General features: G+C 50.0%; 22 protein-coding genes and 1 tRNA gene. 12 read left to right on the top strand and 11 right to left on the bottom strand.

All coding sequences use genetic code 11. The annotated features are described in order from the left end of the window. Positions 1-5: 5 nt before the first annotated feature. The 4 genes from QZ383_RS06725 to QZ383_RS06710 all read right to left on the bottom strand — a co-directional run bounded on the left by QZ383_RS06725 (position 6) and on the right by QZ383_RS06710 (position 4,242). Complete coding sequence (locus QZ383_RS06725; RefSeq protein WP_291444113.1) at positions 6-581, bottom strand: hypothetical protein; 576 nt, start codon at positions 579-581, stop codon at positions 6-8. A 216-nt stretch (positions 582-797) separates the two neighbouring features. Then, positions 798-1,217 (bottom strand): hypothetical protein, encoded by a 420-nt coding sequence (locus QZ383_RS06720; protein ID WP_291444111.1) that lies wholly within the window; start codon positions 1,215-1,217, stop codon positions 798-800. A gap of 2 nt (positions 1,218-1,219) precedes the next feature. Beyond that, positions 1,220-2,500, bottom strand: coding sequence for a phenylacetate--CoA ligase (locus tag QZ383_RS06715; RefSeq protein ID WP_291444110.1), 1,281 nt, complete (start codon positions 2,498-2,500; stop codon positions 1,220-1,222). 101 nt (positions 2,501-2,601) lie between these two features. Next, positions 2,602-4,242: a type II asparaginase gene (locus QZ383_RS06710; RefSeq protein WP_291444108.1), complete on the bottom strand. Its 1,641-nt coding sequence runs from the start codon at positions 4,240-4,242 to the stop codon at positions 2,602-2,604. Positions 4,243-4,366: 124 nt separating this feature from the next. On the opposite strand from QZ383_RS06710, the gene QZ383_RS06705 reads away from it, so the two are divergent. Beyond that, positions 4,367-5,557: an MFS transporter gene (locus QZ383_RS06705; protein ID WP_291444106.1), complete on the top strand. Its 1,191-nt coding sequence runs from the start codon at positions 4,367-4,369 to the stop codon at positions 5,555-5,557. Continuing rightward, positions 5,554-6,063 (top strand): methylated-DNA--[protein]-cysteine S-methyltransferase, encoded by a 510-nt coding sequence (locus QZ383_RS06700; RefSeq protein WP_291444104.1) that lies wholly within the window; start codon positions 5,554-5,556, stop codon positions 6,061-6,063. The genes QZ383_RS06705 and QZ383_RS06700 overlap by 4 nt, the downstream gene beginning before the upstream one ends. 202 nt (positions 6,064-6,265) lie before the next feature. On the opposite strand, the gene QZ383_RS06695 is transcribed toward QZ383_RS06700, so the two are convergent. Together QZ383_RS06695 and sfsA are read right to left on the bottom strand one after the other, a co-directional pair. Further along, positions 6,266-6,574, bottom strand: coding sequence for a hypothetical protein (locus tag QZ383_RS06695; RefSeq protein WP_291444103.1), 309 nt, complete (start codon positions 6,572-6,574; stop codon positions 6,266-6,268). Between the two features lie 153 nt (positions 6,575-6,727). Continuing rightward, positions 6,728-7,606 carry a DNA/RNA nuclease SfsA gene (gene sfsA, locus QZ383_RS06690; RefSeq protein WP_291444101.1) on the bottom strand — a complete coding sequence of 293 codons (879 nt, stop codon included), beginning with the start codon at positions 7,604-7,606 and terminating at the stop codon, positions 6,728-6,730. A gap of 89 nt (positions 7,607-7,695) precedes the next feature. Between sfsA and QZ383_RS06685 the strand changes: the two genes are divergently transcribed. The 6 genes from QZ383_RS06685 (at position 7,696) to QZ383_RS06660 (ending at position 14,467) form a co-directional block, all read left to right on the top strand. Continuing rightward, the gene (locus QZ383_RS06685; RefSeq protein WP_291444100.1) at positions 7,696-8,886 is read left to right on the top strand and encodes a pyridoxal phosphate-dependent aminotransferase; all 1,191 of its coding nucleotides are present in this window, start codon (positions 7,696-7,698) and stop codon (positions 8,884-8,886) included. A gap of 103 nt (positions 8,887-8,989) precedes the next feature. Next, positions 8,990-9,065: transfer RNA gene (locus QZ383_RS06680), tRNA-Ala, on the top strand. Between the two features lie 165 nt (positions 9,066-9,230). Then, positions 9,231-11,489 carry a hypothetical protein gene (locus QZ383_RS06675; protein ID WP_291444099.1) on the top strand — a complete coding sequence of 753 codons (2,259 nt, stop codon included), beginning with the start codon at positions 9,231-9,233 and terminating at the stop codon, positions 11,487-11,489. Between the two features lie 813 nt (positions 11,490-12,302). Next, positions 12,303-12,539, top strand: a complete 237-nt coding sequence (locus QZ383_RS06670; RefSeq protein WP_215648831.1) for a hypothetical protein — start codon at positions 12,303-12,305, stop codon at positions 12,537-12,539. A 7-nt stretch (positions 12,540-12,546) separates the two neighbouring features. Further along, positions 12,547-13,548: a hypothetical protein gene (locus tag QZ383_RS06665; RefSeq protein ID WP_291444096.1), complete on the top strand. Its 1,002-nt coding sequence runs from the start codon at positions 12,547-12,549 to the stop codon at positions 13,546-13,548. A 271-nt stretch (positions 13,549-13,819) separates the two neighbouring features. Next, positions 13,820-14,467: a L,D-transpeptidase family protein gene (locus QZ383_RS06660; protein ID WP_291444094.1), complete on the top strand. Its 648-nt coding sequence runs from the start codon at positions 13,820-13,822 to the stop codon at positions 14,465-14,467. A gap of 136 nt (positions 14,468-14,603) precedes the next feature. Here QZ383_RS06660 and QZ383_RS06655 read toward each other — a convergent pair whose 3' ends face one another. Next, positions 14,604-14,921 (bottom strand): multidrug efflux SMR transporter, encoded by a 318-nt coding sequence (locus tag QZ383_RS06655; protein WP_240823387.1) that lies wholly within the window; start codon positions 14,919-14,921, stop codon positions 14,604-14,606. A 124-nt stretch (positions 14,922-15,045) separates the two neighbouring features. Continuing rightward, positions 15,046-16,215 carry an HD-GYP domain-containing protein gene (locus tag QZ383_RS06650; protein ID WP_291444092.1) on the bottom strand — a complete coding sequence of 390 codons (1,170 nt, stop codon included), beginning with the start codon at positions 16,213-16,215 and terminating at the stop codon, positions 15,046-15,048. Positions 16,216-16,775: 560 nt separating this feature from the next. Between QZ383_RS06650 and QZ383_RS06645 the strand changes: the two genes are divergently transcribed. Next, positions 16,776-17,954, top strand: a complete 1,179-nt coding sequence (locus tag QZ383_RS06645; RefSeq protein WP_291444091.1) for an HD-GYP domain-containing protein — start codon at positions 16,776-16,778, stop codon at positions 17,952-17,954. A gap of 176 nt (positions 17,955-18,130) precedes the next feature. Here QZ383_RS06645 and QZ383_RS06640 read toward each other — a convergent pair whose 3' ends face one another. After that, positions 18,131-18,622, bottom strand: coding sequence for a hypothetical protein (locus QZ383_RS06640; RefSeq protein ID WP_291444089.1), 492 nt, complete (start codon positions 18,620-18,622; stop codon positions 18,131-18,133). 42 nt (positions 18,623-18,664) lie between these two features. Further along, positions 18,665-19,183: a hypothetical protein gene (locus QZ383_RS06635; RefSeq protein WP_291444088.1), complete on the bottom strand. Its 519-nt coding sequence runs from the start codon at positions 19,181-19,183 to the stop codon at positions 18,665-18,667. 469 nt (positions 19,184-19,652) lie between these two features. Between QZ383_RS06635 and QZ383_RS06630 the strand changes: the two genes are divergently transcribed. Beyond that, the gene (locus tag QZ383_RS06630) at positions 19,653-20,231 is read left to right on the top strand and encodes a hypothetical protein (RefSeq protein WP_291444086.1); all 579 of its coding nucleotides are present in this window, start codon (positions 19,653-19,655) and stop codon (positions 20,229-20,231) included. Positions 20,232-20,631: 400 nt separating this feature from the next. On the opposite strand, the gene QZ383_RS06625 is transcribed toward QZ383_RS06630, so the two are convergent. After that, the gene (locus QZ383_RS06625; RefSeq protein WP_291444085.1) at positions 20,632-21,786 is read right to left on the bottom strand and encodes a glycosyltransferase family 2 protein; all 1,155 of its coding nucleotides are present in this window, start codon (positions 21,784-21,786) and stop codon (positions 20,632-20,634) included. Positions 21,787-22,074: 288 nt separating this feature from the next. Between QZ383_RS06625 and QZ383_RS06620 the strand changes: the two genes are divergently transcribed. Both QZ383_RS06620 and QZ383_RS06615 read left to right on the top strand, forming a co-directional pair. Next, on the top strand, positions 22,075-22,992 hold the full coding sequence (locus QZ383_RS06620; protein ID WP_291444083.1) for a glycosyltransferase family 2 protein: 918 nt from the start codon (positions 22,075-22,077) through the stop codon (positions 22,990-22,992). Positions 22,993-23,811: 819 nt separating this feature from the next. Further along, positions 23,812-24,756: a putative sugar O-methyltransferase gene (locus tag QZ383_RS06615; protein ID WP_291444082.1), complete on the top strand. Its 945-nt coding sequence runs from the start codon at positions 23,812-23,814 to the stop codon at positions 24,754-24,756. The last annotated feature ends 110 nt before the right edge of the window (positions 24,757-24,866 follow it).

Here is a 24,866-nt window from a genome sequence, read left to right as displayed (position 1 = left end):
GCGACTTAAGCCTGCCGTGCCACCAGCCAGGCCAGCATGCCGCCCTGCGCCGCAATGGCGGCCGCAAAGGCCAGCCAGCAGCCCCAAAGGGGCAAGGCCTTGGGCGCAATGCCCGCAGCCAGCGCCAGCATGCCCTGAAATGCCCTTTTGAGAGGCCATAACAGCGCCAGCCCCGCCCACACGGATGCGCTCAGGGTAAAAACCTGCAACTCCTTGATTTCCCACAGCCCCACCAGCGAGGCATACAGGTCAACATTGCCGGAATTATAGGCATTGCCAATGAGTTCCAGTCTGTCCAGAGCCGGGCCGTCAGTGCAAATTGCGCCAAGAATGAAAAAAATGGCCACAAGACCAAGAAACAGCAGCAGAAAAAGACCGAAGGTGCGCATTTGCCAGCGGGAATGCGCCACGCCCGCAAAATCGCCGATACGGCGCGCAAGAAAATGCAGGGGAATTGCCAGAAGCGGCACTGGCACAATGAGCAGGCCCAGACCGGGCCTCACCAGCGCAAACGATCCCCCTGCGAGCATGAGGTAGCCTGCAAGCGAGAAAATGGATGCGGGTAAGGCGGCAAGGGGCATACGCGCTCCAGTGTCGGCGGTTCTGGCGCGTAGAACATGGGCGCGCTCGCATAAAATCCTATGCCAAAAAGGGGCAAAGGTCTATGCGGCAAAGGGAGTTGTGATAATTTGCCGGGGTGGAGCGCACATGCGGCAATGCAAGCGTCCGCCGTCGGGCGAAGGGCTGGCGCTCTGCCCCACCCACTCTGGGCGGCGACTTTGATCTGATTTTCTGGCCTAGCGTTCGGGCGTATTGAGGACGGCGGGCATGCTGGCCGCAGCCGCACGGCAGGCTGGTGCATCCGGGTCAAAGCAGCAGAGGATGGCGCACCATGATCCGCCGTCGCGCTGTTGCGCCACGCAGCGGTCTAGCTGTCTGTCCGGGCAACTGGCGGCTGGGGCAAGGTCGGGCAGGACAGCGCGGCAGGCAGCTTCAAGCCGCAGACATTCGGCTTGCACCTGATTCTGTACTTTTACCTGATATTTTAATGTGTTGGCGTGTCTGGCGCACCATGCGGGGCTGTCCACATCCGCTATTTCCCTCGCGGATGCAGCGGAGGGCAACAGGCACAGGGCCAGCAGGTATGCGGCGGCAAGCCCCATGATAAAGGCGCAGGGCAAAAACCCCGCGCCAATGCAGTCAATATTTTTTGCCACGTCTAGCGCTTGTCCACCACGCGCTTGGATTTGCTGAAGGTACGCGGCAAGCTGGCGTAGTCCGCCACGCTCACGGAAACGCGGGCCATGATGGCCTTGTGCAAACGGGTTTCAAGCTCATGGGCCAGGGCGGCATCGTTGCCTGCGGTCTGACCCTGCCCGCGTTCCACGGTGAGGGCCAGATGGTCGAGGGAGCGATCGTCGCGGGTGAGTTCCACCTGATACTCGCCGCCAAGCTCCGCAAACTGGCCGATGACTTCCATGAGCTGACCGGGGTAAATGTTCACGCCACGGTAAATGATCATGTCGTCCGAGCGTCCGAGGATGCGGTCATGGCGCGGCATGGCAAGGCCGCACGAGCATTTGCCCGGCAGCAGGCGCGAAAGATCGTGGGTGCGGTAGCGCAGCAGGGGCACGGCCTCCTTGCACAGGCTGGTAACGACCATTTCGCCCACTTCGCCTTCGGCAACGGGCTGCATGGTGGCGGGGTCGAGCACTTCAATGATGAAAAGGTCGGCCCAGTAGTGCAGGCCTTCGTGGGCATCGCAGTCGATGGCGGTGCCAGGGCCGTACATTTCTGTCATGCCGCCGATGTCGTAACAGCCCTCAAGGCCGAGCTTGCTTTCAATGGCAAGGCGCATCTTTTCACTGCGGGTTTCTGAACCGCAGACCATGCGCTTGAGCTTGATCTTGCCTCGCAGGTCGGCGCGTTCCACTTCTTCTGCCAGCAGCAGGGCCATGGATGCCGTGGCTGTAAAGCCGGTAGCGTCCAGATCCTGCAAAAGCTGCAAGTGCATTTCAAGGTTGCCCGGCCCCACAGGCACGGTGAGCATGCCAAGCCGTTCGCTGCCTGCCTGAAAGCCCGCGCCAGCCGTCCACAGGCCATAGCCCACGGCAAGCTGCATGCGGTCTTCGGGGGTAAAGCCCGCCAGCTCAAAGCAGCGGGCAATCTGGAGGCTGAACGTATCAATGTCGCGCTGGGTGTAGGCCAGAATTTTGCGTTTGCCCGTGGTGCCGCTGGAGGCATGGATGCGCGCCACATCACGCGGCGGTACGCAGAGAAGCGGCAGGGGATAGCCCTCGCGCAGGTCTTCCACATCGCAGGTGGGCAGGCGGCGCAGGTCGTCCAGGCTTGTGATGTCGTCCGGCTTCAGGCCGCAGGCTTCCAGCTTTGCCCTGTACTGGGGCGAATTCCAGGCCTGGCGCACGGTGTAGCGCAGACCTTCAAGCTGTTTCTGGCGGATATCCTCATCGGTGAGCTGGGGAATAAAGCGATACGACATGAAGCTCTCCTGATTCCATTGGGGTCATGGGCTTGAAAAAGAAAATAAAACACACACTGCGGTTTTTTTGCGCCGCAGGCAAGCCCAAAGGGCCCTGTTGCCTACAGTTTGGCCCCAAGGGCGAACACTTCGCGCACCGAAAGCATGCGCGCGGCGGGTTCGGCCTCCTTTTGCTGCTCCAGCGCCAGCATGAGCAGCACGCGGGCCTTGGCGGGTGAAAGCATGCCGCCGGGCACAAAGCCCTCGTATTCATCAAGGGGTGTCACCGGGCCAGAGCCGGTGCGGCTACACCGGATAACAGGGATGCCCCCGGCAATGGCCTGCCGCAGCTCGTGGCGCACGGCATCGGGCATGGAACCGTTGCCCATGCCAGCCAGCACTATGCCCGCGCTGCGCTCCACGGAATAGCGCACAAGATCAACAGGCATGCCCGCGCAACCGTAAATCACATCCACGCGAGGCAGGTTTTTGCGGCCCGCAAGCTCGGCAAAGGTTCCGGCCAGAGCGGGATTTTCCTCGCCGCCGTAGTAAAATTGGGGTTCGCCGTTGATAACCCGGCCAAGGCAGCCCGATTCCAGAGCGCGAAAGGCCTCCACATCAAGCGTGGCGACCTTCACCGCCGTGCGGGCCGAGAGCACCCGGCTGTTCATGACCAGCAGCGCGCCGCGCGCCTGCGCCTGCGGGCAGGCAGCCACAGCCACGGCATCGCGTATGTTGATGGGGCCGTCTGCGCTCAGCGAGGTGGCGGGCCGCATGGAGCCGGTCAGCACCACGGGCTTGGGGCTGGCAAAGGTGAGGTGCAGATAGAAGGCCGATTCTTCCAGCGTGTCTGTACCGTGGGTCAGCACCACGCCGCAGATTTCGGGGTCGTCCAGCGCCTTGGCGCACTGCTCGCCCAGCATGGCCCAATGTTCGGGGGTGATGTTCTCGCTGGGCAGGTTGCCGCATTGCACACTGGTGATGCGGGCCACGCCCTCAATGCCGGGCAGGGTTTCGAGCATGCTGTCAACGGTGAGCACCCCCGCCTGATAGCTGATCTGCTCAAGCGGCGTGGGGGCAACGCCCGCAATGGTGCCGCCCGTGGCAATAAGGGCCACCTTGGGCAGGGAGATTGCGCTGGAACTGGCCGATGACGAAGAATGATTGCTCATGGTGGCTCCTGCGGCGTGCTTTGCCTGGGGACGGCAGGTTGCAGCCGCTTTGTCGTGAACTGTGTGCGCCGCAGTCCAGAGCATATCTGTCTGCGGTTCGTTGGTATGCGGGCAGATGCTGCGCCCGGCGGTGATAAAACCCACGCGGGCATAGAATGCCAGTGCGCGGCTGTTTTTTTCGTATACAGTGCAGCGGAGGCTGGCGTTCTTCTGGTCTGGGAGTTCAGCCAGCACCTGTTCCTGCACCAGTTTCAGCAGTTGCCGCCCAAGGCCTCGGCCCCACCAGCGGGGCAGCACGAACAATCCCGCCAGATACGTGCAGTTGCCGTCCGGCAGGGTTGCGGCAAATGCGGCGGGCTCTCCATCGGCGGTCAGCAATAAGACCTGCGATGAAGGCAGATAGTTTTCCGCCATAGCCGCCCGCTGCCCGCGCCAGAACGCTGCAGGCACAAAGTCATGCCCTGCCAGAGAGGCCGCCAGCCAGATGTCGGCGCAGGTCAAATAATCTTTGGTAGGTGCGGCCCTGACTGTTGTTGCAGCCGGGCGTGGTGCGGCATGCCCGGCGTGGGCGGGAAAAGTTGTCGTTTTCATGGCCTCCCTCTGCTTAAGCGAGCACGTGCAGCGCGTCAACAGCCGGGAACGCAGTGTCGTCCCCGCGCTTGTGAAGCTGCGCGCGTTGCTTGGATTTGGAACAACATTGGTGTAGCGTGCCGCAATGGACAAAAAGAAAATACTCCTCGTGTCGTTAGGGCATTTGTCGTGCGATATTAACGGCGGGGCCTTGCCCGCCATACTGCCTTTTTTGCGGTCGGCTTTTGATCTGAGCTATCAGGCCACGGGCGGGCTGATGTTTGCCTACTCCTGCCTGTCATCCATGATCCAGCCGCTGTTCGGCCTGCTTTCAGACAGGTTTTCCAAACCCTGGTTCATCCCTGTGGGCGTGCTGCTGGCGGGCTGCGGCCTCGCGGCCATTGGCTGGATGTCCGGCTACTGGGGGATTTTTGCGGCTATCGGCCTGAGCGGCATTGGCGCGGCCCTGTTCCACCCCGAAGGTGCGCGTTTTGCCAATGCCGTGTCGGGGCAGAACAAGGGCACGGGCATGAGCCTGTTTTCCATTGGCGGTAACGGGGGCTTTGTGCTTGGGCCGCTTCTGGCCACGGCCTGCCTTGGGGCCTTTGGCCTGACCGGCACGACGGTTTTTGCCTTGCTGGCTGTGATAACAGCGAGCATCCTGGTGTGGTCAATCGCCCGCATGGGCGCTACCAAGAAGGTGGGCGCGGCGGCAGGCGGCAAGGCCGGGCCAGCACTTGGGGCGGAGGGGGAAACCCCCGGCGAGAACAACTGGCGGGAATTTTCTAAGCTGACGGTCTCCATTGTGACCCGTTCCATCACCTTTGTGGGCTTTAACACCTTTATTCCGCTCTACTGGGTCAGCGCCTTCGGGCAGTCCACGGCAACGGGCGCGGTGGCCCTGACCTTTTTCAGCGTATGCGGTGTTATCAGTAACTTTTTTGGCGGGATGCTTTCTGACAAATTTGGCTACCGCGCCGTCATCCGCGGAGTATTCGCCCTGCTGCCACCAGTGGTTGCGGTATTCAGCCTGAGCAACAACCTGTACGCGGCATGGGCCTTGCTGCCGCTGCTGGGCTTTGTGCTGTACGCGCCATTCAGCGCGCAGGTGGTGCTGGGCCAGCAGTATCTTGCCAAGAACATCGGCTTTGCCTCGGGCATTACCCTTGGCCTGGCAACCAGCCTTGGCGGCGTGGTTGCCCCGCTGCTCGGCTGGATTGCAGACAACTACGGCATGGCAGCCACTTTTCAGTCGCTGGCGGCGCTTTCCATTGTGGGCGCGATTTTTGCCTATTCCCTCAAACCCGTAACCGTGAAGAAGGAAAAGAAGGCATGAACAGCAAACAAAAAAAAGAACCTCCCCATGCAGCGCAGGCCCTGACGCGCGAAGTGCCGCTCATCGGCGCCGTGCGTATTGTGGAGCGCGGGGGAAGCATAGTCCGACTTGATCTTGGCCCCACGGCACCCTTTGAACCATTGAAAGATACTATGGAACAGGAAACGCCCCTGCTGGACGAAGCCTTCAAGCAACTGGGCGAATATCTGACCGGGAAGCGCCGCGATTTTGATTTGCCCCTTGCCCCCGAGGGCACGGACTTTCAGCGCGGCGTGTGGCGTACCCTGCAAACGATACCCTACGGGCAGACCCGCAGCTACAGGCAGGTAGCCGAAGCCGCCAATTGCCCCAAGGGATACCGGGCGGTAGGCCTTGCCAATAATCGCAACCCCATTGCCATATTCATTCCCTGCCACCGCGTTATCGGCGCGGACGGCAAAATGGTGGGCTACGGCGGCGGATTGCCGATCAAGGAAGCCCTGTTGCACCTGGAGGGCTACCTGTAGCCGCAGGATTTCTCAGACGACACGTGTACCTTTTTCTAGGCCGTCCTTCGGGGCGGCTTTTTCGCGCGCGCAGTCCCTTCTGCCCTAATGACAGCTCCGTCGGACACTACCATCTTCCTACTCGCGTTTCTTGTGTTGCTATGTGTGCGTTCTGCTCTGGCGATAATGTTCGCAAATAATGTAACACACTTAAAATATAATATTAATTTGCATGTTGGTTTGTGCATAACCTGACCCTGCGGGTGCAGGGATGAACCCCGGTTCCGCTATCGGGCAGAATGTCGGCATTGTGCGCAAGAACAAAAAATGGACGTAGATATTGTTCAAAACAAAAATAACTAACTGTAATTTCTATGTTTATTTTGAACATTCCAAGGATGGGCAGCCGTGCAACCTTAGGCAGGAACTCCAGCTCCTGCTTGCGGGGCACGCCCATTGCCTCGCGGTGCTCAAAAAACGGCAGCGGCAGGATGAAGGTTCCCCCTCCATTCTGCCGCTGCCAAAAATCCATGCCCTAAATGCGGGTGCTCAAATTGTGCGCAATTAATTTATTATTCTGTTATTATTGAAATAATTCTTTGAACAAACTGTTCCTAACCACCAAAACCTTGCGCCGGGGCATGGAACCTGCCCCAAGCTTCGGAAATTACGGGCACTGCGAATATTACAGGTGCTGCGGTCGCACGGGCAGCATGGGGCCAAGGTCTATGCCAGCAGGGCTGACCAGTGCGCGGAAGGGATACATCTCCACCCCTGCGGAGAGCGCCTCATAAAACAGGGCGGCATAAGCCGGATCAATGAAATCCGCCGGAGCAAAGCATTCCCCGTCCGGACGCTGCACCAGATAGAGCATGGCTGCGCGTTCGCCGCAGGCCACAATGTCCATGAGTTCGCGCAGGTGCTTTTGCCCGCGTTCGCTGGCAGCATCGGGGAAGCAGGCGGCGTTGTCTTCCACCATGGTGACGTTTTTGCACTCCACCCACAGGGGCGGCAGGCCGGGAGCCGTGAGCAGGCCGTCCAGCCTGCTTTGCCCGCGTTTGGCCTCGCGCACGAGGGTGGTGTACCCCTGGGCAAAGGGCAGGCGGCGCGCATGAAAGGCCGCCTCAAGCATACGGTTGGGGGTGCTTGTGTTCACGCCCACCCAGAAGCCGCTGGCAGGGGAGTGAGCGCCAGATTCGTATGCGCCAGATTCGTGCGTGTTCTCAGCCAGTTCAGGCACGGCCCTGCGCGCCAGCCACACGCATTCCTGCGTATATTTGAGCTTGCGGTCAGGATTGCTTGCCGGGGATGCCAGCACCGGCGCGCCCGGCAGGCACAACCCCAGCATGCTGCCCGAATTGTTGCTGTGCACCCACAGGTCTACGCCCTGATGCTGCAACAGCACGCTGAAGCGTTTGCGGCGCGCCACAAAGGCGGCCACAATGCAGTGGGGCGGCAAGGGCAGCAGCGGGGCAGTACTGGCGAGGTCGGGCTGGCCTCCGCATGAGGGCCGGGAGATATCCGCAGCGGCTGTATGTGCTGCATTTTTGGGTTCAGAGCTCATTTACACCCCGATATGAAGCTGCTAGAAACAGCCAGTTGTGAGTACGCCTGCCGATTGCGGGTGCGTTGCATACGCCAAGGAGCCCCCTTATGCAGATTTCAGACCGTCTGAGCAGTATCAAACCTTCTCTGACACTCAGTGTCAACAGCCGCGCCCTCGAGCTTAAGGCCCAGGGCATTTCAGTAATCAGCCTTGCCGTGGGCGAGCCGGACTTTCCCACGCCCAAACACGTTTGCGAGGCTGCCAAAGCGGCTATTGACGACAATTTTTGCCGCTACACCGCCGTGCCGGGCATTCCCGAACTCCGCAAGGCTGCGGGCGCGTATTTTGAAAGAAACTACGGCGTTCCGGTTCCAATGGAATCCATTGTTATCGGCGCGGGCGGCAAGCACTGCCTCTATAATTTCATGCAGGCCACGCTCAACCCCGGCGACGAGGTGCTTGTGCCTGCCCCGTACTGGCTCAGCTACCCCGATATGGTCATGCTGACCGGCGCAACCCCCGTGCCTGTGCTGGCCGGGCCGGAACAGGGCTTCAAGGTGACGCCCGCCATGCTTGAGGCGCACACCACGGATAAAACCAGGCTGCTCATTCTGAACTCGCCCAGCAACCCCACTGGCGCGGTCTACACCGAGCCCGAGTTTACAGCCATTATGGACTGGGCAATTGCGCGCGGGCTGTTTGTGCTCTCTGATGAAATTTACGACCAGCTTGTGTTCGCCCCTGCCAAAATGACCAGCGCCATCGGCTGGTTTGCCAAGTACCCCGAGCAGGTGGCCGTGCTCAACGGCCTCTCGAAGAGCTACGCCATGACAGGCTGGCGCGTGGGCTTTTTGGCTGCGCACCCGACCCTGATCAAAAAGATATCGGCCATGCAGGGCCACAGCACCTCGAATATCTGCTCCATCGCGCAGAAGGCGGGCCTTGCGGCCCTGACCGGCAGCATGGAATGCGTGGACAAAATGCGCGAGGCCTTTGTGCGGCGGCGCGATTTTGCCATGAAGATCATTGAGGGCTGGCCCTTTGCCATCTGCCCCAAGCCCGATGGCGCGTTCTACCTCTTTTTGGACGTCTCCAAGTGCTATGGCGGCAGCGTGAACAATTCCACCGACCTTTGCACACTGCTGCTCGACAAGGCCCACGTGGCCGTGGTGCCGGGCGCGGCCTTTGGCGACGACAAGTGCATCCGCTTCTCGTATGCTGTGGGGGATGAAGTGCTCAAGGGCGCACTGGAAAGCATCGGCAAGGTGCTTGCCGAGCTGGCTGCGGAGCCTAAATAGCGCCGGAAGCCGTGGCAGAATTGCCGCCAAAACACCCGCTGTAAAAAAAATGCAAAATTGTATTGACAGTTAGGCTAGTTTTGGTCATTCTGCTTTTCGCCGTGGGGCTGTAGCTCAGTTGGGAGAGCGCTTGAATGGCATTCAAGAGGTCAAGAGTTCAATTCTCTTCAGCTCCACCAGATAGATAATTAAAACCCCCGATCATTGAAAAATGGTCGGGGGTTTTTTGCGTGTTGCTAACGTCCGCCTTGAAATAGTAATAGATTATTTGTCGGGGCACGCTTTTTCGAGATATTCTGAAAATATATGTTCATTTGAAAAATTGTTTGTATCGGGAAAATATTTTGAAAAAAATTTTTTGTATTATACTTCTTACAACTGCATTTGTTTTTTTTGACGCAGATATTGCGCTGCTTACTTATTGCTCATATCCCCTTGTAAGCTCATTTCTGGCTCTATTTTCATTATTTTTTGCAATATATTCTCACTTGAATCCAATAAAATCAGTTGAAGATGTCGATAGGGATGCGAAAATAAATCAAATTTATGCTTATGTAAAAACTAACAATATTCTAAGTTACAGCGTAGTTAGATCACTAATAAATATTCAGATATCAAAAGGAATAGATAATAATGCCAATTTTGCTTCTAACATATTCAAATATGGTAAAGTTATTTTGTCCGCTAGTAAAATTGTAAAAAATTTCACCAAACTTCAAAAATCCTGGGAGAATGATGATGGTATTATTTACAACTGGCTATCAGAAGGAGAAATATTTTTAGCAGAACAAAAATTGATACAAACCGTTAAAGAAGCACTTGAGAATGAGCCCATTGGCGATAGCAATATTTGTTTTTACAAGTCTGTTGCTGAACGACTTTTTGTGGTTTCAAAAATTTCTCAATGCTATGGGACTATTGAAGGATATAGAAACGCCGCAAGGTATTCTCTTAAGGCATTTGAAGTGATAGCCGATGTCGAAATAATGCTTAAAAAGAAATATTTTTCTTCTTATATTTTTTCCCTTATAGATTTGTATAAAATGTTTGGAGATGTTGTTGCTATTGATCTTGCCATAAAAAAGACAACCGAATTTTCAAGACGGTTAGATATCTATAATGATAGTTATCTCTGGGCCATATGCAAAATGCTCTGTGGCGTCTCGTTATGCGTAAAAGGTGAAATGACAGGAAATGTGTCTCTTTTCAAAGCTGCAATTTCCATGTTTGATGAGGCAACTAAGTTTATTGGAAAAGATGTTTTTCCAGAGGATTGGGGAGCGATTCAAAACAATCGAGGCCTTGCTCTGCTACTTTGGGGAATTCAGGCGATAGATTGTGAATATTTAATTTGTGCCGCTAGATCATTTGAAAAGGCGGTCTCAGTGGGAATGCATACTTCTTTGGACGAAAAAGAAGGGGTACATGTTAATCTTGGAAATGCCTACATGGAGATTAGTAAACTTAATAAAACGCAAGGATATTTTAAAAAAGCACTTGCAGCATTCAAAGTTGCCCTGGACATAACAAATCTTGAAAATTCACCTGAGAGTTATTTTGCTGCCCGTATTGGTATAAGCGAAACGCTCCGTTATATTGGCGAGGAAAAAGGAGATGAACGGTGGATAAATAATTCAATAAAGTATCTTCACTGCGAACTTAAAAAAAATGAGTATAAAATTTTTCCGATCCATTACGCAATGCTTCAAAATAATCTTAGTATTGCATTGCAAGCAAAAGGAAGATTTAATAATGACATGCAACTTTATAAGAATGCATATTCACTTTCGCACTCTGCAGTAACAGAAATTTCTAGATATAAATTTCCCATGATGGCAGCAATATTTTACAACAGCGAAGGGAATGCTGCCCTTTTGGTTGGGAAAAACACCCCAGACCCGGAATACATTGCACTTGCAATAAAGGCATTTGAGCTTGGCCTTAAAGAAATTTCTTCAAGAGAGAATCCGAATCTATGGGGAACTCTTAATTTTGGCCTTAGTGATGCTTACAGACTATTGGCAGACATGGGCTTGGGAAGTGAAAACTACATAAAGTCAGTTGAATGCATGGTTGAAAACTTTCATATCTACAAGCAAGATGTAGATCCTTTTTGTTGGGCAAAGGTATGCAACGATATCGCTGTTTCGTATCGCCATCTATTCTCGGCTACAAGTGAACATCAACATCTTATCAGTTCAATTTTATTCTTCAAAAAATCACTTTCTGTTTATTCACCTGAGATTACCCCCATTGATTGGCAGATGTCCAAAAAAAATTTAGCAGAAGCATTGCTTGTGCTTGGCTGTTGCGGGCACATAGACTCAACAAAATTTGCAATTGTCGAGTACAAAGAGCTGCTTCGTAATGCAAAGCAAGGCTGCAAAAGAAATGAACTTTATGGAATACGCCACAACCTTGGCTACGCTCTCTATATTTGGGGAAGGCAAACAAAAAATTATTATGTTCTTTGTGAAGCAGAAAAAAATCAGATCGAACTATTAAATGATCTTTGTGACGATGATGCAAATCAAAGGTCACTTACGATGTCAATAGTTAAAGATATACAATGTGAACTCAGAAATTTTGTGCCCGACAAATAATCTATTACTATTTCAAGGCGGACGTTAGCAACACGCAAAAAACCCCCGACCATTTTTCAATGATCGGGGGTTTTAATTATCTATCTGGTGGAGCTGAAGAGAATTGAACTCTTGACCTCTTGAATGCCATACTAAGGCAACAAGCCCAAAACCTAACACCGCCAACAAAATCAGGCTCTTAAATGTATTTTCCCCGTCCTTTTTGATACATTTCGATACATTTTGTATATCCCAATCAAATTTTATGGGTAAGGATTTCAAACATTTTCTTGCCCGCAATGCCCAGGTAACGCATGGTGACAACAGGGGGCAGTTTACGGTCATGATCGTGTGAGGCTTCTGGTGGCCTCTTCGGGATTGAAAAGGTTAATCATCAGAATGGGCAGGGGTCTCCAAATGCCCTCCGAGGCTCTTCTTTCCGTTTATAGTATTGGATTGAATAGGTGAAAAGCGCTCCCCGGTCATCAACTGACGACCGGGGGGCTTTTTATGTCTGTTTGCCAACAGGCATTCGGTAATATTGAACAAGATGAATCATATTGCTGTTTGTGTAATATTTCTCTTGTAAATCATCCACATGTGCTGTTTTTATTGCATTTTTATAACGTGCTGATTTTGAAATACATAAATTAAAGCTTGTGTGCAAAATATGTATGCAATTGCTCATAAAAGCCGTGTAACTGATTTTGTTTACATAACTTATTATTTAACCTTTACTTTGTTTTTTTCATGTGGTTATTCTTACATTAAGAACAGGAATGTGCATGAATTCATAACTCAAGTGTATTCAGCTAGTTGAAAAAGGAGGAGCCAATGGAAGTTCCGAGCAAAAGCCATGCGGGCTGGCAAGATATTATCACTGGCAAGAAGACCTTCGAACTCAAGTTTCTGGCAGCCAAGATCATGCTCGGTCGACTGGTGCGCGGGGTTCATGACAACCCAACACCGCAAAATATCGCCTCAAGTATAGACCAGCTGTATAACCTGTTTGTGCAGAATGCCAATTCGCAAACCGTGCAGGATGATGTCAAAACAATTTTCGGGAAGTGAGGAACTTATGAATCAGTCAATTATGGGGATACATGACGTTCAGAAAAAAATTTCCGAAGGGCGTTCACTTCTTCTTGCAGGCGAAGAGGCAGTTATCCAGCAGTTGCCCAAGGGCAACTGGGTTGGCGGCACAATTCCTTATTTTATTACAAAAGAGCATGGGGGGCTTGCCTCCCGTGAACTCATATTTGTTACAGACATTACAGATATTGCCCAAAGCATCAGCATTGCCCAGTACAACAAAGACACGCTCGCCAATGTGTATGTGGAGGGGCCAAAGCAGGGATTCAGTTTTATTCTGATACCTGCGGCTAGCGAAACGCACCTTTCCTTTGCAGTGAATGCACCCAACTACAAATCATTTGGCATGTCGCCGCTCATCGGCTGGATTGCAGGCGTACATCTGGACGATCTTGGCAAAAAGACGCCAAAGGTTTTTAACGGCAGTACGGGAAGCATGATTGAAGATGGCGCCATAGTGCTGCGGGCAGAGCTCAAGCCCGGCAAGCTGGCAGAGATCGGCATCATCAACCTTTTTGAGCAGGGCGATGGCGACACGCTGACCTTTTCTGCCGACGGGTTCTCAGCCAAGGATGTCATGGTCAATGGCGCTCCCCATAATTTCGCTGCCTACCTCAAAGAACACAATCTGGATACCAGGCTGCCAATCGTTGCCGACTACTATGGCGCGTTGGTAAACATCAGCTTTCAGTGCATAAACGAGGCGGAAAACATGGTGCACTTTTATGCGCCGGTTTTCAGCGGCATCCGCTATAAACATGCAAAGCCGATTGCGGATTACGTGGCGGCCTTTGATGCGCATGTAAGCAAGGTAATGGGTTCGGATACAGACAAGGTTGTGTTCTCGTGCAACTGTATTTTGAACTACCTGTTCTCCAATCTTGAAAACAAGAAAACAGGTGCCTTTGTCGGGCCTGTTACGTTTGGCGAAATAGCCTACCAGCTCTTGAACCAGACTCTTGTGTATCTGGAAATCAAAGATTACTGATGCGCGTGAGGCAGAATAACCTTCTGCCATTATGCGTCTGCAAAAAGCCCCGACCAGTTCCTCACTGGTCGGGGCTTTTTGCGACATGCGGGGATATTTCCTGTTTTAGTAAGGTGTTCTGCTGTTGAATATGCCCGCGAATCGCGATAGCAGTAAACGAGCGGGTAGCAGGTATGCCGCGCTGTCGCGTGGAAAATGGCTCGTGCATCTTTTCGTTGCGTAACGGCGGGGCAAAGGATCAGCAAGCTTGTACAAACATTTCAGAGGCACCATGCAAAAATATCTATTTTCGGCTTGTCTTCTTCTTTTTGTGCTGGTTTGCGGCAGCAGCGGCATAAGCCAGTGCCAGGCCGCCACAACCGAGATTGATGTTGTCGCCCCTGGCACCACGGGCACTCTGGTGGTGTACTCCACAGCCAACGGCACCCGGCAGGAGCTGTTGCGCACACCGGCCTATGTGGGCAGAAACGGTTGCAGCGTGGACAAGCGCGAAGGCGATGGCAAAACGCCCGTGGGCGTGTATGAAATCCGGCGCGGTTTTGGGCTGGCTACGCCCCCTGTGGTGAACATTGCCTATACCAAGCTTGCAGGCGACGAAAAGTGGGTGGATGACGTTGCCTCAGCCCGCTACAACCAGTGGGTCACAAAGGATACAAAGCCCGTTGACTGGAAATCTGCCGAAGATCTGTCCAAAGAAACCGTGGCCTACAAATATGTAGCCGTGGTCGAGTATAATACGGATAAGATCGTCAAGGGCGCTGGCTCGGCAATTTTTCTGCACTGCTCGCAAGACAAGCCCACCTCCGGCTGCATCAGCGTGCCGGAAGAAGCAATGGTCAAAATTCTGGGCCTCATCCAGCCCGGTACGCGCATAGCCATTGCGCAATCTGAAGCTGAACTGAAGAGTCTGACAAAGTAGCCCGAATGGGCAAGCCTTGGAGTGGAGTCTGGCGGATGCGCCCGGCTGCATGGGCAAAATAAAAGGCGGGGCAGTGGCGCAACATGATTGAGCGCCGCAGCCCCGCCAATTTTATCCGGCTGCCCCAAGGCAGGAATCAGGCGAATTTAAGGCCGATCACCCCGGCAATAATCAAACCGGCAGAGGCCATGCGCAAGGGAGTAGCCGCATCGCCAAAGGCAACAATGCCCACCACAAAGGTGCCCACAGCGCCAATGCCCGTCCATACCGCATAGGCCGTGCCCATTGGTATTTCCCTTTGGGCCATCAGCAGCATCATGCCGCTGCACAGAATACAGGCAATGGCAAAGGCGAGCCACAACACGCGCAGTCCTTCTTCTGTCCAGCCCAGTTTGAGGCCGATGGGCCAGCCGATTTCAAGAAAGCCCGCCAGCACAAGATAAAGCCACGCCATACAGCCTCCAGGATGGTTGTTTTTTCAAAGCCGAACGCGACAAAGGAACCTTGTAATCCTAAGTGAAAAGACGTTGTCCGCGCATGGTTCACAGAACAAGCGCCAGTTGCTGCGGTTTACGCTGCTATGCATCGTCTTCGTGCGCGGAATCAAGCAGGGCGGCAATATCCCAATAGGCTGTTTCAATTTTGGAAAGTGATCTGTTGACCGAAATGCTTTTTTGTCGCCACAGGTCGATGATGCGGAGCGGTTTGACGCCGTGCTCGCAATCCCTGACCAGCAGTACGCGCGGTAATGAGGGCGCATAGGGGTCGGAATGGCACACAATGCCCTTTTGCCCGTTGGAGAGCACCACCGCCGTGCCAATGGGGAATATGCCCACCATCTTGATGAAATGTTCGGCATAGCCGGGCGCCCAGGCGTTCTCGCCCATTTTGAACAGGGTGCCCAGGGCGTGTTTGGGGTGGATGGCGTCTTTGTACACGCGCTTTGAGGCAAGGGCGTCATACACATCGCAAATGGAAATGATGCGCCCGAACATGCCTATCTGGTCGCCGGAAAGGTTGAATGGGTAGCCTGAGCCATCGTGTCGTTCATGATGTTGCAAGATGCCTTCCAGCACTTCTGCCGAAAATTTTCCTGTGGCTTGCAGCTTTGCGTGGCCGCGTTCAACGTGCGAGTGCATGATCTGCATTTCGTCCTCGTTAAGCTTGCGCGGCGCGTTGAGAATATTGGCGGGCAGCAGCGCCTTGCCGTAATCATGAAACAGCGCCGCAATGCCGATCTGCCGCTGTTCCTCGTCATCCATCCCCAGGTATTGCGCGAACGACACGGCAAAGATGGCCACGTTGACGCTGTGGCGGTACATGTAATCATCCAGACTCTTGAGATTTGCCAGCAAGAGCAGGGCGTTGCGGTTGCGCACAATGCTTTTTTTGATGGCGCTCAGGCATGGCTCCACCGCCGTAACTTCAATATTGCCGCTGGCGGCGCTTTGCATAAATGATTTTACATGCCCATAGGCAGCGGAAAACGCGCCCCGAGCCGCATATATTTCTTCTGCAAGCGGCGTCTGAGGCGCGGGGGGCGATTCCAGATTGCGCACAATCTGCGAGCGAATGGGATCGTAGCAGGCCTCTACATAGCCCTGACGGGCAATGGCCCTGATTTCATCCTGCGAGGCGATGAACCCCTCGTGCTGGTAAAGATTGGGTTCTGCCAGCCAGGAGATGCCGGGATCGACCAAAAACATGCCAGGTTTGAGGCGATCTATGGAAATACGCACTGATGACATGCCGTTCGTCACTTCACATCTGGAGTTTGACGCAATGAGCGCGCACGGGGGGTGCCCCAAAAAAGGAGGCAATACGCGCGCGGCAGCTACCAGTAAAACAGAAATCTTAACCTATAGCCAACAAAATCAATTATCACTATCATTGTCAAGCTGTTCAAAAATAAGTGGATTCCCGATGTTTGCCAGGGGTGATTTTAGAAAGGCATCACCGCTGTCGGCAGCAGCTTTTGCTTTGGGGCGCAGGCTCACATTGCTATAGCAGTGCGATTGGTGGATATGGTTCGCATTGGTGTGCTTTTTTGGTGAGATAGTACTATACGGAGCACGGGGATTCCTGCTCTCTGAGTTGCCGGCAGGCTGCCTGTAAATGGTGGTACGCCGGGTTTCACGCATGCCGGGCTTTGATGATAAACATTCCTGTATAAATTTGAAGTCGAATTTTCATTTGATAGATTAAAAAAATCAGATTACGGTAATAAGTAATCATATTTCGCTTGTGAGGTGCTTGGTCTGCCTCGGGCAAACCTATATTTAGGGCAAGGCTTTTGGCGGGAGATTTCATGAAGCCGATAAAGATATCCGTAACGCAGTTACGCCAGGGGATGTGGCTCGTAGAGCCCACAACATCCTGGATAAATGCTCCGTTTGTCTATGGCAAAAGTGGTATCATCAAAAGCGCCGAGCAGATCAAGCAGATTATTGCGTCTGGCTATACAGAAGCCTACTACGATCCTGCCCGTTCCGAGCCGCTGCAGTCAGGCCCGTGCCCCAGCGCCGCGGGGCACAACTGCGCTGGGCAAACGCCGCTCGCCGAGGAGCTTTGCCGGGCGCGTGACCTGTATTTTGACGCCTGCAACTACATCAAAAGCCTGATGCAGGAAAAGAAGGTGGGCGCCATCGAAGTTGCGGAGCTAAGGGCCTTTGTAAACGAGATTATTCAAAGCCTGCACCGCAATTTCAACGCCTTGCTGCTCATTACAACCATCAAGAAAACTAGCGATTATACTTATCGGCACAGCATCAACGTCGCCATCTTTTCCATTGCCTTTGCCCAGTTTTTGGGGCTGGACGATGACGAAACCTTTGATACGGGCATGGCCGGGCTTTTTCACGACTACGGCAAGGCCTTTGTGCCGCTGGAAATTCTGAATGCCCCGCGCAGCCTGAGCCCGGACGAAACAACGGTTATTCGTTCGCACGTCAAACTTGGGCACGATAACCTCAAGGATATCCCTTGGGTTAACAGCATAATTCTTGACGGTATACTGCACCATCACGAGCGGCACGATGGCTCTGGCTATCCGCACCAGCTCAGCGGCGAGGCCATCAGCCTGCACGGCGGCATTATTTCCATTTGCGATGTGTATGACGCGCTGACATCCACGCGGGTGTACAAGAACGCAATCCCCCCTGCTCAGGCGGTAAAAAAGCTGTTCACCATGTCTGGGCAGGCATGGGCGCCGGGTCTGGTGGAGCATTTTATCAAGCTGGTGGGCATATTCCCGGTGGGTACGGTGGTGCAGCTTTCAAACGAAACAACGGGCATTGTGTGCCAGCAGGATCACAAATCCCCACTCAAACCCACGGTGCTGGTCATACTTAAAAAAGACAGGCCCTACGCGCCGTATTACCTCAAGCTTGCGCAGAATGATCAGGTAAGCATCAACAGGGTGCTTGTGCCGTCAGAGCTTGCCAGCATCAAGAATAGCCAGTTTTACCGCATGTTTCTTGACCGGTAGGAACGGGGATCAAATTTTATGGTCACTCCGCCTTCGTTGGCATAATGCGCTGGGGCACGCTTGACTGACGTTCAAGAGGCCGCCAGTTCCGTTCTGCTTCACCAGATAGGTAAGTAAAACCCCCGATTATCGAATGATGGTCGGGGGTTTACGCAATTACGGCAAGCGCGGTGGTTCTAGAGTTTAATCCTGATCACAGGCAAGGAGAGCCGCTCATGGGAATCGATTGAGTAGGTTGTGTCCCATGAGTGATGTGATCTGCAATCCAGCAGTTCGCCCTTCTGGTTCATAATGATGTTAAAAAAGTACTCATGGGAAATTGTGCGGCTCACGTCACTGCCGTCAAAAGACTTGTAGCTCCCACCATCGGCATAATATGTGCCCACAAAGGCATAGGTGCGTATGCCGTCGGCATCATCCTTGTACACATCCTGAGCGTCAGGCAGCAGATTAACATCCATGAAAATGCTGTTGCTGCAACTTTCGGCATAATCCTTGACTACAGATGTATAATAGTGACGCTCGCGCATGTTTTTGGGATACCACATTGTATAGCCGGTCCCGGTATCGACATAATTTTCTTCCCGCCCATCGTATCCCTTGCCGTGCATGCCGCCGCATCCTACCAGCACTGCAAACAAAAAGAACAGCACTATATTTTTGAGCATCTGATTCTCCGGGCATCAAGAGTACGAATAGCTGCAACCGTACTATTGGGCAGGGCCGTCTTCATTCTTGTCTCCCTTGGTGCGCTGTTCAGCCAGATAGTCTGGGGTGCCCTTGATCCATGTGCACGAAATGATGTTTCCGTTCATGTCAGTATAAAAATTAAAAATGGTGCTTTTCTTTGTTCTTATAACTTCGTCCGAATCGGAATTATTGCCAGATTTGGTGGTTTGCTCGACATACGAAATTGAATACGCCCACCGCTGATGCATCTTTTTAGGCAGGGTTTTTTGCGTCATGTTGGGGTGCTGCAACTCGCTGATATTTTTTTCGTCATACAGTTTGTATATGCAGCGTCGTTCTTCTTGCCGTGCCTGTATGGGGTCAACATTTTCTTCTTTGTCGAACTCAGGAAACCAGTATTTTGCAGGCTTTCCGGTTTCTGGGTTAAAGGTTTGCGCCCAAGCCAGTTGTTTAATGGGCTTGCCCGTTCTTTGAGGGTATGGCCCTGCGCAGGCGGGAAGCAACGCAAAGATAAATGCTAGTGGAATAATATACTTCATGAACTACTCCAAAAACTCAAAAGCGGTCAGTTTTCAGAATGACTGCTCTTCGATATTTGATATCTTGTCAATAGAAAAAATATGACATCGTATTTTATATGAATAATTACAGCGTAATATCAGTTCTATAAAATATGTCGCATTGCACAAAGTGAAGTGTATCAAAAGGATATTGTTTGATGGCAGATTGGAGAAACAACTCGATACGTTCCGAAGGAAATTTTGTGTCGGGCTTGGTGCCAAATGTCTGGCAGCATTTTGGGGGAGGGGCCGGAGCTTACAGAAAGTTTTATAATATATTGAGAGTAAGAAGAAAATTACATGATTACAGTGTCATCACAACAGAGGCACATCTAATGCCCGAGGCATAGCACCAGAGTTATGGTCATATATGAAAAATGTTCGCCTATAGCTTTTACTTTTTGGGCCGATAAAGCTGGTAACCGAGTCTTAGTGCCGGGAGGCCAACATGAGTGTATCATCTGTTGACTCTAACTTGATGTCCCGCAATTTTGTGTCGGTGTCATCGGGTGAATCAAAATATGTCAAAGCCGCACGGGTTGGAGCGCAGGTTGAGCGAAGTGCCAGCATAAATCGTCAGCAGGCGATTCTTGAGGCGGGCATTGCAGCTTGCGCAGCGGCCAAGACCCCCGCACAGGTGGCGCTCGAGGCTAAAAAGGCGGCCCGGCAAATGGGATTTGCGATGCAGGCGAGCGTTTCTGAAGAATCAGGGCGCAACCTCAAGGAAATCAAAAAACGTATTGAAGAAATGGCAAAAAAAGCAGCAGAGGACAAGGATTCAGCCACAGGAAAAGACACTGTAGATCAGCCGCTGCCGCAACAACTCCCACAGACAGATCAAAAATCCCAGGCGGCACCTGCGTCCAGCGCGCCTGCTACGGAAGCCACCCCTGCAGAGGTTTCTGAACCCTGCCTTCCAGCGGCGCAGGCACAACCTGCACAGGTCGCTGTCGCTGCTGGTGATAGCTCTGGTGTCAGTGCAGAACCGCAGGCGGCTGTGAATCCTTCTGTGAATGTATACGCTTGATTCGCTTGCTTGTTTCGCCGGAGCTTGTCAGCATCAAGAAAGGCCATTTTTTCGCATGTATCTTGGGCGGTGAGCACGAGGAGCAAATTTGAAATTTATTCCGTCGCCGTAGGCATATGCGCTGGGGACGCTTGTATGGCATTCAAGAGGTCAAGAGTTCAATTCTCTTCAGCTCCACCAGATAGGTAATTAAAACCCCCGATCATCGGAAGATGGTCGGGGGTTTTTGCGTTTGAGGAAATAATGGGAACGTGAGTCTGCTTTGCTCGTTTGCAGGCTGTTTTTTTGCGAAAATTGTGCCTCAAGCGTTGAGGTTTCAAATTCATAGCAGCACAGTCAAAGCGTTAACTTTTCGAGCGCAACATTTTGGTGGGGAAATGATATCAAATTGATTCAGTTATTATCTAAAATCATTTTTAAATTCACCAAAGTATTGTTCAATGCTATAATTCACGGTGTTTTCAATTTCTGTTATTCCACTACGTTCTTTAATTTTTTGTATATTCTTTACTGCGTAACGCTGTACTTCCTTGTCATTATACTTCATCATCGACTTTAATAGCTCCAAAGATTCTTTTTTTTCACTAAATGATAGGCAGGCTGCTATGTTTATTGTAATAAACATTTGCAATTTTTTATCGCGTATTACCTCTAATAAGTCATTGAATCTAAACATCGCCAATTCATATTCTTCATTATAATAGTAGTTTAAGGCTTGGCATATCAAATTTTCACATTTTTTTACATCATACCACCTAACAGTATATTTATAGTGATATGGCAAACTTTCAATTATTAATTTTTTGTATTCATCAACATTGTAAATAGATGCAATTTTATTATATCTAGTTATATATGCAGACTCTACGTTTCCAGAATTAAGAAAAAATTTCGCCTTATAACCATCTCTATCAACACGAGATGTCCCGTCTGATCTCTTTTGACAAAGAAGTTTTAACCTGTTGCTCGTGTCTTCAAATCTTCGATAGTTAAAATGATGAATGTTTAAAACGTCTTTAGCGATTTTGACAAGTTCGCCACAAGTGTCAAGGGTATGTGCTCCACCTGCCGAATAAAGATGGGGCTTATTTTTGTCATAGCGTAATAATGGAATCTTTGCTGAAGATGACTTTGTGGTTATGGGTTGAAAATCAATTGGGTGGTAAGAGGGAATGTAATAAGGCTCACATCTAGGAATGTGATTAAACATATAGCCGTGAACGCCACGAATCGACAAATTCAAAGACTTTAAAAAGTCGTAAATTGTTAAGTTGCAGTTTATATTTGGAAATTCATCAGCGTCTATGTATAGCCACCAAACGTGATCTTCATTTGTTTGATCATTATAGTTTTTAACAACAGCATTCAAATGGTAGATTTTTTCAAGTTCATCAAAGTATTTGCTATTAAATGAATCTGCAAGTATTGCTCCAGCACATATGGCATTTTTTACTGTATCATCAGTACTAAAGTTATCGATTATGAAAACATTTGAACATCCTTGAGCGAATAAATGTTTTATTGTAGCTTCAATAATGTCTTCTTCATTCCACACACAGATCACTGCATTTAACATCATAAATTTTCACCCTGAATAGTCGGCATTCACATTTATTGCAATGTATTACCCTAAGTAGACGACATTTGACCCAAGGATATATATAATATATTTTATTTAAAAGCCATTGGCAAGATTTGCTGCTGGCGGAACAAGGATAGGACATGAATGATTTGGTTCAGGGCTATCCCTAGTGATAGCAAGTTTTGAAAAGCAAAGTTCTGCTGCAAACAATAACGTTAGTGCCATCGATTTGAACAATCCATTTTATAAGGCTGCTGTATTGTGGATAACTGTCTGTTCTCAAGGGATTTAATCTCTGTTGTCGTGCCTGTATATAATTCTGAGGAATATATCATTCAGGCATTAGAGAGCTTAAAAAAACAGTCATATGAAAATTTTGAAGTTCTAATAGTAGATGGTTCAACAGATAACACCCCCAATATTATTGATACAAACATACAGGATGATGATCGATTTCATGTCTATCGTGTGATAAATAATGGGCCTGGTTTCGCTAGAAACTATGGCATTAGTAGAGCTTCAGGTAGTTATATTACATTTATGGATCATGATGATATTGTTCATAGAGATTGGCTTTTTGAATTGTATAGCCTTATTATTTCAACTAGAGTAGATATTGTATTTTGTTCTGGATTCTATAATATTTATAAAGATGATAGCGTTGAGACTTTTCAAACAGAAGTAAGCCGGGGTGTGTACCTACTAAATAAAAAGTTGAAAATGCGCTTATCCCATGGGTGGATCGCACCGTGGCTAAAGATGACTTCACTAAAATTTATAAAAAATCATAATATTCAGTTTTCACTAGACAATGCGTTTGATGATGTGTTGTTTCATTTTATGTCCATACATTTTGCATCGACTGTAGCTTTTTGCGATAAGCCTCTATATTATCATCGGATACACAATGGATCAGTAACTAGTATCGCATTAGTGAGTGGAAATATGTTTTTTTACCACTTCAAAACTCTATACGACATGTTAAATGATGGCTGTGATGCTCAACTTATTAATATGTTTATGCAATTTATAAAATATTATAGGGGCAAGGTCGCTTCAAGAGAAAAGTACCAAGCTATTTATACAAACATTAGTCTTTTACTTGCCGATGGAAATACCGAACGCGCGAAGGATATTGCAATGTTGGGAATAGAACATATTAACCCTAACTATTTGTAAAGTCGATATCATTTCCCCACCAAAATGTTGCGCTCGAAAAGTTAACGCTTTGACTGTGCTGCTATGAATTTGAAACCTCAACGCTTGAGGCACAATTTTCGCAAAAAAACAGCCTGCAAACGAGCAAAGCAGACTCGCGTTCCCACTATTTCCTCAAACGCAAAAACCCCCGACCATTTTTCAATGATCGGGGGGGTGCGTGTGAAATTTTATGATTCTGGCCCTCCCCCGAAAAGTATGCCATGGAAAAGTTAGTGTTCCTATGTCAGAAACATCTATTTTTTCAACGTCATACTGCCATGTGAAGAGTCGGGGATGATCATGTCTTCATTCTAGTAAAAAAATCATTCTCAGAGTTTGGGTTGCCGCAAGATCCCAATAATCTGTTCTTCGGAGAATCTGCTACGTTTCATTCTTGTGCTCCTATGTCAGGAACACTAACTTTTCCATGGCATACTTTTCGGGGGGATGGTCAAGTTGATTTTTGTAAAGAACTAAGGCATTAGAGAGGTGTGTAGTAAGTGAGTCGTAAGTAATTGGGAGAAATACAGTTGCCTTTTTTCCATTTATTGAAGACGCAGATAGTTAGGTACAATCGCTATAACCAAAGCGTGGCAGAGTTTGTTTTCTTTCAGTATTTAAAGTGTACCACAGCAGGAAACTGCGACATTCCGTAGCTGGCGAGGTACTCTAGCAGAATTTGAAGACAACAAATCAGCGAGAAATAACTTGTTCCCACTCTACCTTGTTTGAAGCAGAGCCAGCGTCATACTGAACACTGTTACTAGCCACAACGCAAAATAAAACGGATGAGAAGTCATGTTAGATAAAATTAAGCGTGCTATTAGTGACCCATTTTATGCTTTACACGTCTTTAAGGATCGCTATCTGGCCTCTCTGAGGCGCTGCTTTCTGAAGCTAAAATTTGGCTCAAAACTTTTCTCTCATGCTGTGGAGTATAGATCTGCTTCTGATAACGGACAATATCCTGCAGTGGTTGCTAAGGCAGTAAAAAATCAGAGGAATTTTGAAAATTTTAAGCGGTTTTATGCTTATAGAGAAATTCTTGAACATGTCTCACGTGAACAAGGGGAGCGATATTTGCAAATACTGACAAAAAGAAAAGATGGCATTTTGTCAAATGCTCTGGAAAGTGTCTTAATTTCTGATTCAATTGGCAATCCCATCAAATTTAGTTACGAAAACATAAACATTTTACTCTCGCCAACGACGCTTCGTTATGTAAAAGTTGCTTCAGATCTAAAAATTTTGTTTGGTGAAGAGCTTAATTCCGTGGCAGAAATAGGATGCGGCTATGGAGGGCAGTGTCTAGTAAACGAAAAATTGCTTCGGTACAAGCGGTTTACCCTGTTTGACCTTCCTTTCGTTAACCAATTAATCAAAAGATATCTTGATTATACTCTTATGGATGGTTCATACGAGGTTGCAACTATTAATGAAAAACCGTCAGGTGAGTATGATTTGGCAATAAGCAATTATGCTTTTTCTGAACTGCCTCGCGAACTGCAGCGTGTCTATATAAAAAAGGTATTAGCAAAATCTCAGCGTGGTTATTTAACAATGAATAGTGGAATAGGAGGAAGCTTTGATGATGGGAGACTAACCATCGTTGAGCTTAGAAAGCTTCTCCCACATTTTGAATGCTTTGAAGAGTCGCCATTAACTGGTCAGCATAACTATATTATAGTCTGGGGGCATAACCCAAACTCTGAGAATGATTTTTTTACTAGAATGAAGATATGATCATCCCCGACTCTTCACCTGGCAGTATGACGTGACCCTCCCCCCGAGAAGTATGCCATTGAAAAGTTAGTGTTCCTGACATAGGAGCACAAGAATGAAACGTAGCAGAT

This window comes from Desulfovibrio sp. (assembly GCF_019422935.1).
Classification (GTDB): Bacteria; Desulfobacterota; Desulfovibrionia; order Desulfovibrionales; family Desulfovibrionaceae; genus Desulfovibrio.
Note: the sequence above shows the minus strand (reverse complement) of the source record. Positions and strands in the feature narration are given on the sequence as shown.

Bases quoted from the DNA above. Each gene is read 5' to 3' on its own strand.
- QZ383_RS06725 (WP_291444113.1), bottom strand. From the start codon at position 581: ATGCCCCTTGCCGCCTTACCCGCATCCATTTTCTCGCTTGCAGGCTAC.
- QZ383_RS06715 (WP_291444110.1), bottom strand. From the start codon at position 2,500: ATGTCGTATCGCTTTATTCCCCAGCTCACCGATGAGGATATCCGCCAG.
- QZ383_RS06710 (WP_291444108.1), bottom strand. From the start codon at position 4,242: ATGAAAACGACAACTTTTCCCGCCCACGCCGGGCATGCCGCACCACGC.
- QZ383_RS06705 (WP_291444106.1), top strand. From the start codon at position 4,367: ATGGACAAAAAGAAAATACTCCTCGTGTCGTTAGGGCATTTGTCGTGC.
- QZ383_RS06700 (WP_291444104.1), top strand. From the start codon at position 5,554: ATGAACAGCAAACAAAAAAAAGAACCTCCCCATGCAGCGCAGGCCCTG.
- QZ383_RS06695 (WP_291444103.1), bottom strand. From the start codon at position 6,574: ATGGATTTTTGGCAGCGGCAGAATGGAGGGGGAACCTTCATCCTGCCG.
- sfsA (WP_291444101.1), bottom strand. From the start codon at position 7,606: ATGAGCTCTGAACCCAAAAATGCAGCACATACAGCCGCTGCGGATATC.
- QZ383_RS06685 (WP_291444100.1), top strand. From the start codon at position 7,696: ATGCAGATTTCAGACCGTCTGAGCAGTATCAAACCTTCTCTGACACTC.
- QZ383_RS06670 (WP_215648831.1), top strand. From the start codon at position 12,303: ATGGAAGTTCCGAGCAAAAGCCATGCGGGCTGGCAAGATATTATCACT.
- QZ383_RS06665 (WP_291444096.1), top strand. From the start codon at position 12,547: ATGAATCAGTCAATTATGGGGATACATGACGTTCAGAAAAAAATTTCC.
- QZ383_RS06660 (WP_291444094.1), top strand. From the start codon at position 13,820: ATGCAAAAATATCTATTTTCGGCTTGTCTTCTTCTTTTTGTGCTGGTT.
- QZ383_RS06655 (WP_240823387.1), bottom strand. From the start codon at position 14,921: ATGGCGTGGCTTTATCTTGTGCTGGCGGGCTTTCTTGAAATCGGCTGG.
- QZ383_RS06650 (WP_291444092.1), bottom strand. From the start codon at position 16,215: ATGTCATCAGTGCGTATTTCCATAGATCGCCTCAAACCTGGCATGTTT.
- QZ383_RS06645 (WP_291444091.1), top strand. From the start codon at position 16,776: ATGAAGCCGATAAAGATATCCGTAACGCAGTTACGCCAGGGGATGTGG.
- QZ383_RS06640 (WP_291444089.1), bottom strand. From the start codon at position 18,622: ATGCTCAAAAATATAGTGCTGTTCTTTTTGTTTGCAGTGCTGGTAGGA.
- QZ383_RS06635 (WP_291444088.1), bottom strand. From the start codon at position 19,183: ATGAAGTATATTATTCCACTAGCATTTATCTTTGCGTTGCTTCCCGCC.
- QZ383_RS06630 (WP_291444086.1), top strand. From the start codon at position 19,653: ATGAGTGTATCATCTGTTGACTCTAACTTGATGTCCCGCAATTTTGTG.
- QZ383_RS06615 (WP_291444082.1), top strand. From the start codon at position 23,812: ATGTTAGATAAAATTAAGCGTGCTATTAGTGACCCATTTTATGCTTTA.